The organism is bacterium SCSIO 12827, from assembly GCA_024397995.1.
GTDB lineage: Bacteria > Pseudomonadota > Alphaproteobacteria > Rhodospirillales > Casp-alpha2 > UBA1479.
On sequence record CP073746.1, the window covers coordinates 3056855 to 3071284 of the forward strand.

The following is a 14430-nucleotide window of genomic DNA, read 5'->3' on the forward strand; positions in this document are numbered from 1 at the left end:
GACAGACTGGATTCCACCGTGACCGGCTACTTCACTGCCGGCAATTCAAACCAGAACGTGCTGCCGTCTCCCAGAACACTGTCCACACCGATCTGGCCGTTCATCAACTCGATCAACTGCTTACAGAGCGCGAGGCCGATACCATCCCCTTCGACCCTCGAGGATAAGGCGTCGCTTGTACGGTGATAACGGGTAAACACTTCCTCCAAATGAGATTCGGCGACCCCAGTTCCCGTGTCCTTGACCCAAATTCGGATGAATCCGTCACCAACTCTGCGGGCCCCGATCATGATCCGGCCCCCGGCTCGGTTATACTTGATCGCATTCCCTAAAAGATTCAGCAGGCATTGCTTGACGCGGAAATCATCACCGTTGACCGTCAGGTTCGCCGCGACATCGTCCACGAAAATCGTGATGTCGCGTTGGTGGGCCAGCATGTCGACCAATGAAACACTTTCGGTAACGAGCTCAAGCACAGAAATCGGGGTAACTCTAAGATTGAAGGCGCCGTCATCGCTGCGGGATTGTTCAAGGACATGGTTGATCAGATTCAACTGATGGTTTCCGGCCTTGATCATGTTCTCGATGTATTTCTCCTGCTTATCGTCCAGGCCATTGCCCCCGTTAATCGTGAGCAATTGGGCGAATCCCAGAATGGCATTGAGCGGTGTTCGCAATTCATGGCTCATGAATTCGACCAACCATGATTTCTGATCGCTTGCTTTTTGCGCGATTTCGCGGGCACGAACTTCGCTGGTTACATCCGACACCAAAGCCATGAATTCAGGCGCGCCGCCAGCCGTGGTCGCCGCCGGTACGATCCGTACGGACAGGTGCCGAGTGCTTTCTGGATAGGCGCCGATCGTCAATTCCCGCACCATGGGCTGCACCGAATGCCTCTGGCTCGGGTCCGCAACGGCGCCGCCATCCAGATTACAGCCAGGCAGCACATCACGAATATGGCGTCGGGTAAGGTCCCGCTCATCCAAACCGAGCATCTCCAATCCGAACCTGTTGATCGAATGGACCATTCCCTGATCACTGATCAGCAGAATTCCAATCGGCGCATGCTCCAGCAGGTCGTCGAGAAACGAATGATGGGCATCCTGAAAGCTGTGTCGGTTCGGCAAGTCCTGTTCGGCGTGGCGGAGCGACCCAATGGCTGCGCGGCGGCATTGCAGAATGTGAATGCGCTCACGAATATGATCCGCAACGGCCTTCGGGTCGGCTGTTGAGAGTACGGCTGTATCGCTGACTGGCAGGTCCTGAAACTTTTGAGACTGCTCCTGGCCGCCAGCGCTGAAAGCATCATTCAATATGACGATCGGCAATTTGGCGCCCGAGTAACGCAATCCAACGGCTGTTCCGACAGGATCACGATCTCCCGCGCCCAACAAAAGCAATCTTGGCCACTCTTCGCCATTGTCCTGACAGATGTCGTCGACCGCCCCAGCCCATGCATGAAAAGAGAATCCATCGCCCATGGAGCCGATCAGGCGGTCCAAGAATGGTTGATCGTCGAGTTGATAGAGCACTTGCGCGTTCATCATGTGCTACTCATCACCGAACAATGCGCTCCCCAGGAGCTTTCGGCCCGTCCAAATGCGCAACAGGTCGGTCGTCGGCGCCATCACATGCGCCGCGCGTACATCGCGCAAATGCCGTTGCAACCGATCACCATCCCGATAGGCGCTTCCCCCCATCATGGTCATCGACTCGTTGACGACATGCGTTGCAACATCGGCGACTTCCGCCTTCGATGACAGAATGTGTATAACCGCATTCTCATCGCCCGAATCAAACAACCGCGCCCCGTTGTACAGAAGTTGACGCACGGCTTCGGTCTTGGCCCAAAGCGTGCCAAGGCGCTGTTGCAAGACAGATGAATCGGACAAACGGCGACCGTCGTGTTTGAACTCCCGCGCAATCAAATGCGCCCGCACGATTTCAAGGGCATCGGCAGCAACACCCAAATATGTCCCCGACATGGCCGCCAGAAAGTACGGCGCAACGACATTGAACATGTACCAGATCTGATCGCCCTCAGATCCCAGCAGGTTACGTGCGTCTAAATGGACGCTGTTCAGTTCAAGCGTGCGGGAATCGTTGCCACGCATGCCGAAGCCTTCCCAGGGGTCATGCCATGTCATGCCCTCAGTCCCGTCGGGAAGAACCGTGCAAGAGAACTGCACCAGTCCTTCGGGGTCATGGTTCATGACGGATACGACGTATGAATCGACGTGCGATCCATTGGTTACGAAATGTTTACTCCCGTCGATGCGAAGCGTCGCCTCATCCATATGAGTCAGGCGGGTCTGCGGAAAGTAGAAATGCGATCCGGTCCCGGCTTCGCTTAACGCCAGTGTCGTTAGATGCTCACCATCACAGATCGGGCGCAGGAATGCCTGCACGTGGTAATCCGTTGCACGGGCCGCGATCACAGACGAACCAACGCAATGCATACCGAAGCAGATCGCCGTCGATGCGCATTCCCGCCCGAGGGTTTCGCAGACCTTTGCCAGTGCCGTCAGGCCGTGGCCCAGACCGCCGAATTTACGGTCAACCACCAATCCACCCAATCCGGCAGCTTGCAGGGCTCTCAGTCCTGCTTCCGGCCAGGAGCAATCCTTGTCAATTTGCGTCGCATTCTCTCGAACCACGCCTTCGGCGATGCGTTTCGTAACGGCGAGTACATCACTCAAGGACGTGCGGTCCGATGAGAGAACTTGTGCGGCTTCATTAGCCATTCGTTCTCCTCCAATCGCCTGATTTGGCGATTATTTATCGGTTTCACCAACCCCGCCCGAGCAATGTCTGCATTACATCTTCATCCAGAAGACACGACACAACCGGCAGGGTTCAGGCCCCCTTTAGCAACGCTAACGACGCAAACTTCATGCCATATTATACACGCCTTAAGGATAGTATACTTATGCGCGTGGGCTTATTTGCCCTGCCAATCCGGCTTCTGCCCAGGACGGATATGAAAGCACACTTTCCGTCCTGGCACGGCCCAATTCGGCCAAGGCATCAAAATTCACAATCCGGGCGGCAAGACGGTTGCCGTAATTTCCATCTCATGAAATATATAGACTGTTCTGTCTATCAACATTGTAATTGGAGCACGACCATGACCACGCCCCCGCTCACCCTCGGCGCCCATCACATCGGCCTGACCGTTCCCGACCTCGACCAGACCAAGGCTTTCTTTGAAGAAGCGCTCGGCTTTCAACAGGTGGGGGAGGTTCCCGATTATCCGGCGGTGTTCGTTTCGGACGGCACAATCATGCTGACCCTGTGGCGGGCGGAAAATCCGGACACCGCCACCCCCTTCGACCGCCGGAAGAACATCGGCCTGCATCACCTGGCCCTGAAGGTCGCGGATTTCGCGGCGCTGGACGCCGTTTACGAACGGGTCAGCACCTGGCCCGGTGTCGAGACCGAGTGCGCGCCCTGCCCGGTGCGGCCGCAATCCCCGGCGCGGCATTTTCTTTGCATCATTCCGGGCGGGCTGCGTTTCGAATTCTTCGCCCCGCCTCAATAACGGTGCTCAGACGCCCTTCCACGCCGGCTTCTGCTTGGCGACGAAGCTTTCGACGCCGTGCTTGAAATCGCGGCTGCCGTAGGCGGCATGAATCAGGTCGCGGTCGTCGGGGGTCAGATCGGTGCCCAGTCGGCGCAGGGCCTCCTTGGTCACACGCATGGTCACCGGCGCGTGGCCCAGCAGCTTTTCGACAAGCTCCGCCTGCAGGGCATCGATGCCGTCGGCCTCCGCAACGGCCAGCAGGTAGCCATGGCCCAGAAGTTCCTCCGCTTCGGGCATTTCCGCCAGCATCAGCATGCGCTTGACCATGGGCAGACCTAGGGTTTCCGTCAACGCGCGCAGGTTCTGCGCCGACAGACAGTTGCCCAGCGTGCGCGCGATGGGCACGCCGAACCGCGATCCCGTCGTGGCGATGCGGAAATCGCAGGCGTTGGCGATCGCCATGCCGCCCCCGACAGCCCAGCCTTCGACCACGCAGAGGGTCGGCATCGGCAGGCGTTCGACGCGGGAGATATAGGTCTCGACCTTATCCTCATAAGCTAGGCCGTCATCGCCCGAGGAAAAGGCCCCGAATTGGGCGATATCCGTGCCGGCGACGAAAGCCTTGCCGCCCGCCCCCCGGAACACAGCGACCCGCACGGAGGGATCGTCCATGATCTCGTCGCAGGCATCGGCCAGGCCTTCGTACATGGTCCAGGTCATGGCGTTGCGGGCCTGCGGCCGGTCGAAAATCAGATGGGCAACGGCGCCGTTACGGGTCAGGCGCACGGCACCTTGGTCGTCTGCGGGAGTGGTCATGGGGCTTGGTTCCGTGGTTGTTGGATGGCAAGTGAATTCTGCGGGCCGCATCCTAGCCCAGGAGACCCCAAAGGCACAGCCATGAGGGGCATTTTCGCCTGACCGAACGGCATCAAGCGGAGTAGAATGCCGCCATGAAGGCAGGAAATCAGCAGACCGGGGCGCGGCTTCGCGTCGTTCTCGCCCCCGACATCGCCATCGGGCCGGGCAAGGCCGACCTGTTGCAGGGCGTCGGCGAAACCGGCTCCATCGCCGCCGCCGGGCGCGACTTGGGCATGAGCTACAAGAAAGCCTGGGGCCTGATCGAAGCCCTGAACGCGCAGTTCGGCACGCCCTTGGTCACCACCTCGCGGGGCGGCAGCTCGCGCGGAGGGGCCGAGTTGACGGAACTGGGGCACAAGATTCTCGACCAGTACCGCAAGATGGAGGCCAAGACGGAAAAGGCCATCGCCGGCGACTTGATCGCCATGCGCAAGCTGCTGCCCAACGGGGGCGAATAGCGCCCCATCGCAAGCTTGCCATCGCTGCCGGCAAAAGATACTTTCCGATATGTCCGAGTTGTCCTATCGGAGGAGATCACCGTGTCCACGCCCCTCGCGCTGAAACGCTGCCTGCTTCTGCTGGCCGCCGTCGCCGCGCTGATGCTACCCGGCCCGGCCCGCGCGGGCGAGGTCAAGGTCGCCGTGGCCGCCAATTTCACCCAGGCCGCCCAGGACATCGGCGCCCTGTTCGAGAACAAGACCGGCCACAAGGTTGTGTACAGCTTCGGGTCGACCGGGCAGCTCTATACCCAGATCGCCAAGGGGGCGCCGTTCGAGGTGTTCCTGGCCGCCGACCAGGCCCGCCCCCAAAAGGCCGGGACCGACGGCTTGGCGGTGGCCCAAACCCGCTTCACCTATGCCACGGGCAAGATCGTGCTCTACAGCCGCGACGCCGCCTTGGTGCAGGGACCGAGCACGCTGGAGCGTGGACCCTTTTCCAGGATCGCCATCGCCAATCCCGTGACCGCCCCCTACGGTGCGGCCGCCGTGGCGACCCTGAAGGCACTTGGCCTGTATGACGCCCTGAAGCCCAAGATCGTCCAGGGCAACAGCATCGCCCAGACCCATCAATTCGTGGAATCGGGCAACGCGGAATTGGGCTTTATCGCCCTGTCGCAGATCGCCGGTCACGACCAGGGGTCGCGCTGGCCCGTGCCGGAAAACCTCTACCCCGCCATCGCCCAGGACGCCGTGCTGTTGACCGCCGGCAAGGACAACCCGGCAGCCCGCGCGTACCTATTGTTCCTGGGCGGGGCTGAGGCCAACCGGGTGAAAGACAAATTCGGTTACGGCACGGGCGAACCGGCCAAGATCCGCCCGGATGCCTGACCAGGGGCTTGATCTCGCCGGGCTGTGGTCGCCGATCCGCCTGACGCTTGAATTGGCCACGGTGACCACCGTGGTTCTTCTTATTATCGGCACCCCCATTGCCTGGTGGCTGGCGCGCTCCAAGGCCAAGTGGAAGGAAGCCGTCGCCGCCGTGGTCGCCCTGCCGCTGGTGCTGCCGCCGACCGTGCTGGGGTTTTATCTGTTGGTCGCCATGGGGCCGGACGGGCCCGGCGGATGGATCGCCGGATTGTGGGGCGAACGCTCCCTCGCCTTTACCTTCCAGGGACTGGTCATCGGCTCCGTATTCTATTCCATGCCTTTCGTGGTGCAGCCCATCCGCAACGCCTTCGAAGCCTTTGGCGACCGGCCGTTGGAGGTCGCGGCGACCCTGCATGCCTCGCCCTGGGACGCCTTCTGGTCCGTCGCCGTGCCCCTGGCCCGGCCCGGGTTCCTGACCGGCGCGGTCCTGGGCTTCGCCCATACGGTGGGTGAATTCGGCGTCGTTCTGATGATCGGCGGCAACATCCCGGGCGAGACCAAGGTGTTGTCCGTCGCCATCTACGACTATGTGGAAACCCTACGCTGGGCCGAGGCCCATATCCTGGCCGGCGGCCTGCTGGTGTTCGCCTTCGTCGTCATCCTGTCCATGATGCTGCTGGAAAAGCGCATCGGGCGCGCCGCACGATGACCACGGACACCCCGGTTCTCGACGCCGCCTTCAAGGGGCCGGTCGGTAATTTCAACCTGGACGTGGCGTTCAAGGCGCCGCTCAAGGGCGTGACGGCCCTGTTCGGCGCATCGGGCTGCGGCAAGACCACGATTCTGCGCTGCATTGCCGGGCTGCACCGCCTGCCCGGGCGCCTCGCCCTCGGCGATCGGACGTGGCAGAACGACGGGGAAAACCTGTTCCGCCCGCCGCACAAACGGCGCGTCGGCTATGTGTTTCAGGAACCGTCGCTGTTCGCCCATCTGACTGTGCAGGGCAACCTAAACTTCGGCGCCCGCCGGGCACCGCGCGGCAACGGAACTGTCCCTGCCGTCGATTTCGACCAGGTCGTGAACCTTCTCGGCATCACGCATTTGCTGGACCGGGCACCCGCCAAGCTGTCGGGCGGCGAGCGCCAACGCGTTGCCGTCGGCCGGGCCCTATTGTCGGAACCGCGACTGCTGTTGATGGATGAGCCGCTGTCGGCCCTTGACCGTTCGACCAAGGATGAAATCCTCGCCTATTTCGAGGTCCTGCACCGGGAATTGAACATCCCCATCCTCTACGTCAGTCACGACATCTCCGAGGTCACCCGTCTGGCCGACCGCCTGGTCGTGCTGTCCCGGGGCGGTAAGGTCGCCGAAGGCTCCGTCGGCGAGGTGCTGGAACGCCTGGACCTGCAACCCATGACTGGGCGGTTCGAGGCCGGGGTCATGCTGACCGCCACGGTCAAGGCACATGACGACGCCTTCAGCCTGACCTTCCTGGATCATCACGGCCAGATCCTGACCATCCCCGCCGTCGATGCCGCCGTCGGCGAAACCATTCGCCTTCGGGTGCGCGCCCGCGACGTGTCGTTGGCGACCCAGCCGCCCACGGGTATCAGCATCCGCAACATCCTGAAGGGCACGGTCATCGAGGTCCGAGAAGAACCGGATACCGCCTTTGCCGAAACCCTGATCGATATCGGCGGTGGCCGCCTGCGCGCGCGCGTCACCCGCCATGCGGTGGCGGACCTAAAGCTCACCGCCGGCATGCCCGTCCATGCCCTGATCAAGAGCATCACCTTCGACCGGCGCTCCCTCGGCTGACCCACTCCGCACGGACTGGAAAAACCCGCGCCGGGCGCGTAGGAATATCCCTGATCTCAGGGAGGGCCATCGACCGTGAAGGATTGGAACACACGCTACGCCAAGGCCGGGACGGAGGCCGACAGCCGCCTGTTCGGCGATCAGCCCTGCGAGTATCTGCGCGCAGTCATGGCGCGCTCCGATTTTCGCCCGCGCTCGGCCCTCTGCCTGGCCGATGGCGACGGCCGCAACGGCGGCTGGCTGGCCGAACAGGGTTTGGCCGTGACGGCGGTCGATGCTTCGACCGTGGCAACGGAGCTGGCCCTAGCCCACGACACCGTGCGCGGCGTAACGGTGGAGCGCATCACGGCCGATCTGGCCGAATGGTCCCCGCCCCCGGGCCGCACCTGGGACGCCGTGTTTTTAATGTACCTGCAATGCGAGGCTTCCGTGCGCCTGCACGCGGCCCGGACGGCGGCGGCGGCACTGGCCCCCGGCGGTTGGTTCGTCGCCGAAGGCTTCGCCCCGGCCGGCGCCGGCGGGCGCAGCCTGGGCCCGGAAGACCCGGACCTGCTGTATGAACTGGGCGACCTGCTGGACGCCCTGCCGGGGCTTGAGGTCATGGAAGCGCTGAAGGGCCGCATCCGCGTCAACGAAGGCCTGCGCCACCGGGGCGAGGCGCGGATCGCACGCCTGCTGCTGCGCAAGCCGGCCTAGCCCCGCCACCGTTATTCGGCGGCGACCGTGGTCCGCGCGGCCCGGGTTTGGCGTGCGCCCCGTTTCTTCCACCAGATGACCACGCCGGTGATAGATAGGATGACGACGGCAATCCCCATAGCCGAAATCACAATCCGGCCGGGTAAACCGATGATGTGCCCGGAATGGAGCGGAAACTGGATCTGCGTGAACACCTCGCCGGCCGTTCCCCGGCCGGGAATTCGTAGCCCCAGAAGATTCCCGTTCCGGTTATCGATCACCGCATAGGCAGGCCCCAACCCAGCAGCGGCTTGATGCTGGGGGTCGCCGAATTCGATCAGGAAAAGCCCGTAGCGGGTGTAGTGGGAAAGACGGCTGGGCGCCACAAGGCCCTGTCCGGCCGCAATCTCCGCCCCCCGCCGGACGGCGGCGGGGAACGACAGGGTCGCCGTTTCGCCGGCAGGCTGATTGCCCCTGGTTTCGAACGGCGAGCGGGCGACAGGGGAAAACAGTTCGACCACCGGGCGGAACACCTCGCGATCCAGGTTCAACTGAATGCCCGACAGCGCCAGCATGAATAGCAAACCCCACAACCAAAGCCCGCCCGCGCGATGCAGATCGACGTTGAGGCGGTAGGCTCTTCCCGTCGGCCGCACCAACCATGACCGCCGCCAACGGGCGGCAACCGCGGCCCCTTTCGGCAGTGTCAGGGCGAAACCGAAGAAACAGTCAAACAACCAGATCAGCGACACGCCCCCCATGATCCACCGCCCCCAGCCCCCCGGGATAAGCAGCGAATTATGAAGCCGGTAGATCAACGGCATCAGATGCCGCCGGTCGAGATGCAGCGCACCCCACTTTCGAACACCGAGAACGTCCCCTGTCACCGGGTCGGCGAACACCTGATCGTATTCCACATCGAAGGGACGTCCGGTCGCGGGATCAACCCGCGGCGTAACGAACAGGCTGGCTGCATAACCGTCGCTGACCCTGACCGGAACCGAACGCACCCTGATCCGCGCATCCGTGGCCTCGACCCGCGCCACCAGGTCGCCGGCCGCGATCCGCGCGCCTGTCCCTTCGACATGGAACAGATCCGGATTCAGCCAGGAATCAAGTTCGGTCTGAAACGCGATCAGGCTGCCGGTCAAACCGGCGATAATCAGAAACCCTGCAATGGAGAGTCCTGCCCAGCGGTGCAGGACAACCAGTACACGGCGCACCGGGCAGGACCTACCACTGGGCCTTCAGGCTCGCCAGAACCGTCCGGCGAAAGCCGTAGAAGCACTGTGAGGTCGAGGCGCAGGACGAGATATACTCCTTGTCCAGAAGGTTCTTGGCGTTGACCTCGAAGGTGAAGGCCGTGTCCTTCAACTGATAGCGCATCGCCGCGTCCAGGACGGCAAACTCCGGCACCCGGAACGAACTGTTGGAATCCCCGAATGTCGCCCCCGTGTAGCGCACGCCGAGGCTCAGCCCCAGACCGCCCAGCGGGCCGTTGCGGAACGTATAATCGCCCCAGAGTGACGCCAGATGTTTCGGCGTCTGGCGCGGCGTGCTGCCGACGTCGGTGCCGTTGCTTTCAGTGATTTCGACACGCTGGTAGGTATAGGCGCCGATCAGGCTCAGTTCGTCCGTGATGCCGGCCCGGGCTTCAAATTCAAGACCACGGGAACGGACTTCACCGGTCTGGACGCTGAAGTTGTTGTCACTGGGATCCGTTGTCGTGACGTTCTGGCGGGTCAGTTCGAACGCTGCCAGACTGAACAGCATGTTCCGGTTGGGCGGCTGGTATTTAAGCCCCACTTCATACTGGGTTCCCGTCGTCGGCACGAAGGCGTTGCCCGACCTGTCGGTGCCGATCTGCGGTTCGAACGATTCCGCATAGCTGGCGTAGGGTGCGAACCCGTTGTCGAACAGATAGGTCAGCCCCGCCTGCCCGGTGAATGCCGTGTCCTCCTGGATTTCCGTGCTGTTGGCGTCCCGGTCAATCGTTTCGGAGCGCGCGATGTCATAACGCCCGCCCAGGGTCACGACGACCCGGTCGAACAGCTTCGTCTGATCCTGGAAATAAAACCCGGACTGACGGAGGTGCTGATCCGAACTGTTGATGAAGGCGTTCGAGGCCTCGGTCGGGATGTTGAGCGCCTGACCATAGACGGGATTGAAGATGTCGATGGTCGGCGCCACGTTGATGAGAATCACGCTGTCGTAATTGAGGTTCTTATGATCGAACCCGGCGACGATGGTGTTGCGGGACCCCGCCAGTTCGAACGATTTCTCCACCTGGGTGTCCAGGAGAAGGGACTGCAGATAGGCGCGGTCCTTTCGGATGCGGCGATTGACCGTGGTCGCGGTCGCCATGCCGCTGGTATAGACCGTATCGAACCGCGTATTGGCATAGCCGTAGCGCATATTGCCGCGGAACGTGGTGGTGTCGTCGAACCGATGTTCAAGCAGGGCACCGGCCGTCCCGGCGACATTTTCATAACTGTCGAAATCCGGTTCACCCAGGAAGCGGCTGGCCGGAAGCTTACCGTTGTCATTGCCCAGCACCGTGCCCGAAGCCGGCAAAAACTGCAGCAGGCTTCCCGAATCGTCGTTCTGAAAGTGACCGAGAAGCGTCAGGCTGGTCTGGTCCGTAAGCCGCACGCTCACCGCCGGCGCGATATAGGTCCGGTTGTCGTCGACGTAATCGATTTGCGTGTCGCCTTCGCGATGCAGACCGGTCAGCCGGACCGATACCTTGCCGCTGTCAAGAACCGGCCCCCCGACGTCGAAACGACCTTCGACCTGATCGAAGCTGCCGCCGAGAAGCTGCGCTTCAGAAAAAAATGTTTCCGGGGGCCGTTTGGTCACCACGTTGACCAGACCACCGGGCGCGTTCTGGCCGAACAGCGTGGAGGCCGGGCCGCGCAGCACCTCGATGCGTTCCAGGCCGTAGGTGTCCGGCTCCAGGGCCGTGAACCCCTGGCTTTGGATGTTCAACCCGTCACGGTAGAGCGCCTTGTCCGACCCGAAGCCTCGGTAGATGATTTCCGTGGACCGATTGTCGACGCCCAGGGTTTCCGGAACCAGGCCCGGCGTATAACGCAGGGCTTCGCGGATATTGTTCACCTTCTGGGCCTCGACCTGATCGGCGGTGACGACCGATATGGACCGCGGCGTCTCGATGATCGGCGTGTCGGTCTTGGTGCCCGTGGCGCTGCGCGTGGCGACATAACCAGTCACCGGCCCCCAGGCCGATTCACCCCGGCCTTCGATCGCGATGGTGCCCAAGGTCACCCGGTCGCCGCCGGCGGTGGGCTTGCTCAGCACCACCGTCTTGGCATCCGTGAAACGAAAGGTAATGCCCGTGCCCTGCAGCATCCGGATCAGGGCCGCTTCGGGCGTCAGGTCGCCGCTCACGGCGCGGCTGGTGATGCCGCTGAGGTCTGCGTGGTCGCCGGAGACCTGCAATCCCGCCTGGCGGCCGAAAGCCGTCAGCGCCGCCGCCAGCGGCTGAGCCGGAATATCGAAAGACGCGGCCTCACCGGCCGCCACCTCAGTCTCCTGGGATGACATCACGGCAAGGATGGAAGGTGTGGTATCGGCGGCAAGACCGGCCCCCGGCAGCAGCGCCACGGCCAGCAGGCCGGCGACGGTCCCGGCCCCCAAGGCCCGGCCCATCCGCGTCACGCTTGCATGGTTACGTCCTTCGCCGGCATGCGGGCGCCCGCTCATTTCCCCAAAACCCCTCATTTTCGTCCCTCTTAATTCGGCAATAGATGCTATTTATGAGAATAATTCCTATTCTCATTCTATTAGAGTGACGAACCGAAGATCGCGATTTCTCGGGAAATCTCAGGGTCAGATGAAAATTCTTTCCCGTCCGCCGGCCGCCTCGGCTGAGTTGCTCAGAACGCAGTGACCGTGATGACGAAGGGTCCTGCCCGGCGCACGACGGCCCCGAACGGCCCCGCCAGGGCGCCGAGAGCCCGCCCCGGGTCCGACAGGTCGAACACGCCGGTGACCCGACGGCCCTCAAGTCCCGCCATGGCCACGACGACCACCCCCGGATAGTGGCGACGGATCACATCGACCACGTCTGCGAAGGCTCGGTCCTGTACAATCAGGCTGCCGCCCCGCCATGCGGCGACATCCCGCGCGTCGACCCTTGTGCGGGCGACGGCACCGTCGCGCCGGTTGATGGCGATGCGGTCACCCGGGACAAGATCGACGTCTCCTGCCCGCGCCCCGCCGACCCGCACGCTGCCGTGGGCGACGGCGACGGCCAAAGTGCGATCCGTCAGGGCGACGTCGAAGGCCGTGCCGGTTACGGTGACCGAATAGCCCCCGACATCGACGATGAACGGCCGGTCCGTATCCTTGGCGACGCGGAACAGCGCCTGCCCCCGCAGCAGGGTCAGTTCCCGGCGCCGTTCGGTGAAATGGGTTTTAACGGCGCTGCCGGCGGCCAGATCGACCTCCGACCCGTCGGACAACGCCACCGTCGTCGTCTCGCCCGCGCCGGTGAGGTGATCGGCCATCAGATGCAGCCGCACCTGGGGCGCCACGACAAACAGGGCGAGGCAGGCTGCCATCGCCAGCCCCGCCATCGCCGCAACCATCCGGCGGCGAGATTGCGGCCGGGCGCGTGCCGTCGGCGCCGCATTCCCGGCCTGAACAGCCATCAGCCCCGACAAGTCCCAGGACCGCTGCGTCAGATCCCAGGCTCGCCGATGGGCCGCGTTTTCAGCCAGCCATGCCTGCAGCCCGCGGCGCAGCGCGCCGTCGTCCGGCCGCTCGGCAATCCGGTAGAACCAGACGGTCGCTTGTTCCAGTTGCGTGTCGGTGGGGCCGTCGGGTGCGGCGGTCATCGGTCTCTCTTGGTTTGCGTCCGCAAGCGGCGCCGGTGGCGTCGCCTTGGCATAAGATATGTCGTCATATGCATGACGGTTGCCGGCAGGCAATTTCTTGCCCCCGGCCGTCATTTGTTCGTCCGGTCACGTCCGCAGACGCTTGGTGATGTGGAGATGCGCCTGCTGCGTCCAGCGCGCCGCCGTGGCGGTCGAAACGCCAAGCCGCCCGGCGATTTCCTGAAAGGTCAATTCGCCCAGACGGTGCAGTTCGAAGGCCCGGCGCTGTCCCTCGGGCAACTCGTCCAGGGCGTCCCGCACCCGGCGAAGTTCGTCGCGGTAAAGCGCCGTATCCTCGGGCGAGGGCACGCCGGGGGCCTCCGCGAGGGACAGTTCATGGGCCTTGTCGCGCCGGGCCTCGGCCGATGTCCGACGCGTGCTGTCGAACGCCAGATTGCGCACGATGCGGTACAGATAGGCCAAAGGTTCTTCCAGGATGCTGCCCGACGCGGCGGAATTGAAGCGGATATAAGCTTCCTGGACCACGTCCTCGGCCCGCGCCCGATCGCCCAGAAGCCGACTGGCATAGTTCACCAGTTCGCCCCGATGGCTTATGTAGACGGCCAGGAAATTGGAGTTGTTCGGCATAGACGGGTGCCCGGTCAATCCGTCGAGGTGAGCGGCGCATCGTTGCGCCACACAATGAGAATGATTCTCAATAACTATGTATCTTGGATTGTCCGAAAAGACAACAGACACCGCCGGTTATGGCCGGCCCTTTTCGCGGGCAATCGCGGGCGCCAGTCGGGCAATCACCGCCCGCGCGTCATAGGCGTCGGCGCCGTCCGGCTTGGGTCCACGGCCCAGGACCACGTCGGCATGGGCCGTATAGCGGTCGACGGGCCAGGACGTGGCCTCGGCATGGCCGCCGAAATAACCGTAGGAATTCCGGAAAGACGCGCCATACCCGTAGGGACCGCAGCACCAGGCCCGCCTGGGGCCGTAGAACCCGAAGTTCGGCCCGAATCCAAACCCGAAGGGCCCGTCGAAATCATAACTGGTGTGGTAGACCGTGGTCTTGTCCGTGTCCCGATCGGCGACGACGAAATGATCGCGGCCTCGGGCCAGGGTGACCTCGGCGGCGCGATAAAGCAGGTAATTTTCCACCGTTTCGCGCGGTGTCACCGTATTACCGGAAAAGGTCACGCGGATGTGGTCATCCTCCAGACCCTGTTCCCAATAGCCGTGCCCGCGCGCACCGTCGGCGCCGGACGCGGGGCCGTAAGGCGTCGGCACGGCACAGGCGGCCAGCCCAACGACGGCCGCCAGCAGAGCACATAGGAAACCGCGTTTGCGGGGTCCATGCATGACATCCTCCCACGGGCAATGACGCGTTTCTTGGAATATA

The 14430-nt window shown here is 63.1% G+C and carries 14 protein-coding genes; 6 read left to right on the top strand and 8 right to left on the bottom strand.

The genetic code is table 11. The features are described from left to right. Positions 1–26: 26 nt before the first annotated feature. Both KFF05_14285 and KFF05_14290 read right to left on the bottom strand, forming a co-directional pair. The gene (locus tag KFF05_14285; protein UTW51080.1) at positions 27–1550 is read right to left on the bottom strand and encodes a PAS domain S-box protein; all 1524 of its coding nucleotides are present in this window, start codon (positions 1548–1550) and stop codon (positions 27–29) included. A gap of 3 nt (positions 1551–1553) precedes the next feature. Beyond that, positions 1554–2747: an acyl-CoA/acyl-ACP dehydrogenase gene (locus tag KFF05_14290; GenBank protein ID UTW51081.1), complete on the bottom strand. Its 1194-nt coding sequence runs from the start codon at positions 2745–2747 to the stop codon at positions 1554–1556. A 383-nt stretch (positions 2748–3130) separates the two neighbouring features. Between KFF05_14290 and KFF05_14295 the strand changes: the two genes are divergently transcribed. Continuing rightward, a complete protein-coding gene (locus KFF05_14295; GenBank protein ID UTW51082.1) occupies positions 3131–3544 on the top strand; it encodes a VOC family protein in 414 nt (137 codons plus the stop codon). A gap of 6 nt (positions 3545–3550) precedes the next feature. Here the strand turns inward: KFF05_14295 and KFF05_14300 are convergent, their stop codons facing one another. Continuing rightward, on the bottom strand, positions 3551–4342 hold the full coding sequence (locus KFF05_14300) for an enoyl-CoA hydratase/isomerase family protein (protein ID UTW51083.1): 792 nt from the start codon (positions 4340–4342) through the stop codon (positions 3551–3553). A 134-nt stretch (positions 4343–4476) separates the two neighbouring features. Here KFF05_14300 and KFF05_14305 point away from each other — a divergent pair, with 134 nt between their 5' ends. The 5 genes from KFF05_14305 (at position 4477) to KFF05_14325 (ending at position 8205) form a co-directional block, all read left to right on the top strand. Further along, positions 4477–4842, top strand: coding sequence for a LysR family transcriptional regulator (locus KFF05_14305; GenBank protein UTW51084.1), 366 nt, complete (start codon positions 4477–4479; stop codon positions 4840–4842). 141 nt (positions 4843–4983) lie between these two features. After that, positions 4984–5712, top strand: a complete 729-nt coding sequence (gene modA / locus KFF05_14310) for a molybdate ABC transporter substrate-binding protein (GenBank protein ID UTW53728.1) — start codon at positions 4984–4986, stop codon at positions 5710–5712. Beyond that, on the top strand, positions 5705–6400 hold the full coding sequence (modB, locus tag KFF05_14315; GenBank protein UTW51085.1) for a molybdate ABC transporter permease subunit: 696 nt from the start codon (positions 5705–5707) through the stop codon (positions 6398–6400). Before modA ends, modB begins: the two co-directional genes overlap by 8 nt. Continuing rightward, positions 6397–7509 (top strand): molybdenum ABC transporter ATP-binding protein, encoded by a 1113-nt coding sequence (modC, locus tag KFF05_14320; protein ID UTW51086.1) that lies wholly within the window; start codon positions 6397–6399, stop codon positions 7507–7509. Before modB ends, modC begins: the two co-directional genes overlap by 4 nt. 75 nt (positions 7510–7584) lie before the next feature. Continuing rightward, the gene (locus KFF05_14325; GenBank protein ID UTW51087.1) at positions 7585–8205 is read left to right on the top strand and encodes a class I SAM-dependent methyltransferase; all 621 of its coding nucleotides are present in this window, start codon (positions 7585–7587) and stop codon (positions 8203–8205) included. An 11-nt stretch (positions 8206–8216) separates the two neighbouring features. On the opposite strand, the gene KFF05_14330 is transcribed toward KFF05_14325, so the two are convergent. From KFF05_14330 to KFF05_14350, 5 genes are all read right to left on the bottom strand, one after another. Next, positions 8217–9407 carry a PepSY domain-containing protein gene (locus KFF05_14330; protein UTW51088.1) on the bottom strand — a complete coding sequence of 397 codons (1191 nt, stop codon included), beginning with the start codon at positions 9405–9407 and terminating at the stop codon, positions 8217–8219. Positions 9408–9417: 10 nt separating this feature from the next. Then, positions 9418–11907 carry a TonB-dependent siderophore receptor gene (locus KFF05_14335; protein ID UTW51089.1) on the bottom strand — a complete coding sequence of 830 codons (2490 nt, stop codon included), beginning with the start codon at positions 11905–11907 and terminating at the stop codon, positions 9418–9420. A 173-nt stretch (positions 11908–12080) separates the two neighbouring features. Beyond that, positions 12081–13043 carry a FecR domain-containing protein gene (locus KFF05_14340; GenBank protein UTW51090.1) on the bottom strand — a complete coding sequence of 321 codons (963 nt, stop codon included), beginning with the start codon at positions 13041–13043 and terminating at the stop codon, positions 12081–12083. A 126-nt stretch (positions 13044–13169) separates the two neighbouring features. After that, positions 13170–13670 carry a sigma-70 family RNA polymerase sigma factor gene (locus KFF05_14345; protein UTW51091.1) on the bottom strand — a complete coding sequence of 167 codons (501 nt, stop codon included), beginning with the start codon at positions 13668–13670 and terminating at the stop codon, positions 13170–13172. A gap of 117 nt (positions 13671–13787) precedes the next feature. Continuing rightward, positions 13788–14390, bottom strand: a complete 603-nt coding sequence (locus tag KFF05_14350; GenBank protein UTW51092.1) for a hypothetical protein — start codon at positions 14388–14390, stop codon at positions 13788–13790. Between the last annotated feature and the right edge of the window lie 40 nt (positions 14391–14430).

What these genes read in the sequence shown, in the direction of transcription:
- KFF05_14285 (UTW51080.1), bottom strand. Translation starts at nt 1,550, where the DNA reads ATGATGAACGCGCAAGTGCTCTATCAACTCGACGATCAACCATTCTTG.
- KFF05_14290 (UTW51081.1), bottom strand. Translation starts at nt 2,747, where the DNA reads ATGGCTAATGAAGCCGCACAAGTTCTCTCATCGGACCGCACGTCCTTG.
- KFF05_14295 (UTW51082.1), top strand. Translation starts at nt 3,131, where the DNA reads ATGACCACGCCCCCGCTCACCCTCGGCGCCCATCACATCGGCCTGACC.
- KFF05_14300 (UTW51083.1), bottom strand. Translation starts at nt 4,342, where the DNA reads ATGACCACTCCCGCAGACGACCAAGGTGCCGTGCGCCTGACCCGTAAC.
- KFF05_14305 (UTW51084.1), top strand. Translation starts at nt 4,477, where the DNA reads ATGAAGGCAGGAAATCAGCAGACCGGGGCGCGGCTTCGCGTCGTTCTC.
- modA (UTW53728.1), top strand. Translation starts at nt 4,984, where the DNA reads ATGCTACCCGGCCCGGCCCGCGCGGGCGAGGTCAAGGTCGCCGTGGCC.
- modB (UTW51085.1), top strand. Translation starts at nt 5,705, where the DNA reads ATGCCTGACCAGGGGCTTGATCTCGCCGGGCTGTGGTCGCCGATCCGC.
- modC (UTW51086.1), top strand. Translation starts at nt 6,397, where the DNA reads ATGACCACGGACACCCCGGTTCTCGACGCCGCCTTCAAGGGGCCGGTC.
- KFF05_14335 (UTW51089.1), bottom strand. Translation starts at nt 11,907, where the DNA reads ATGAGCGGGCGCCCGCATGCCGGCGAAGGACGTAACCATGCAAGCGTG.
- KFF05_14340 (UTW51090.1), bottom strand. Translation starts at nt 13,043, where the DNA reads ATGACCGCCGCACCCGACGGCCCCACCGACACGCAACTGGAACAAGCG.
- KFF05_14345 (UTW51091.1), bottom strand. Translation starts at nt 13,670, where the DNA reads ATGCCGAACAACTCCAATTTCCTGGCCGTCTACATAAGCCATCGGGGC.
- KFF05_14350 (UTW51092.1), bottom strand. Translation starts at nt 14,390, where the DNA reads ATGCATGGACCCCGCAAACGCGGTTTCCTATGTGCTCTGCTGGCGGCC.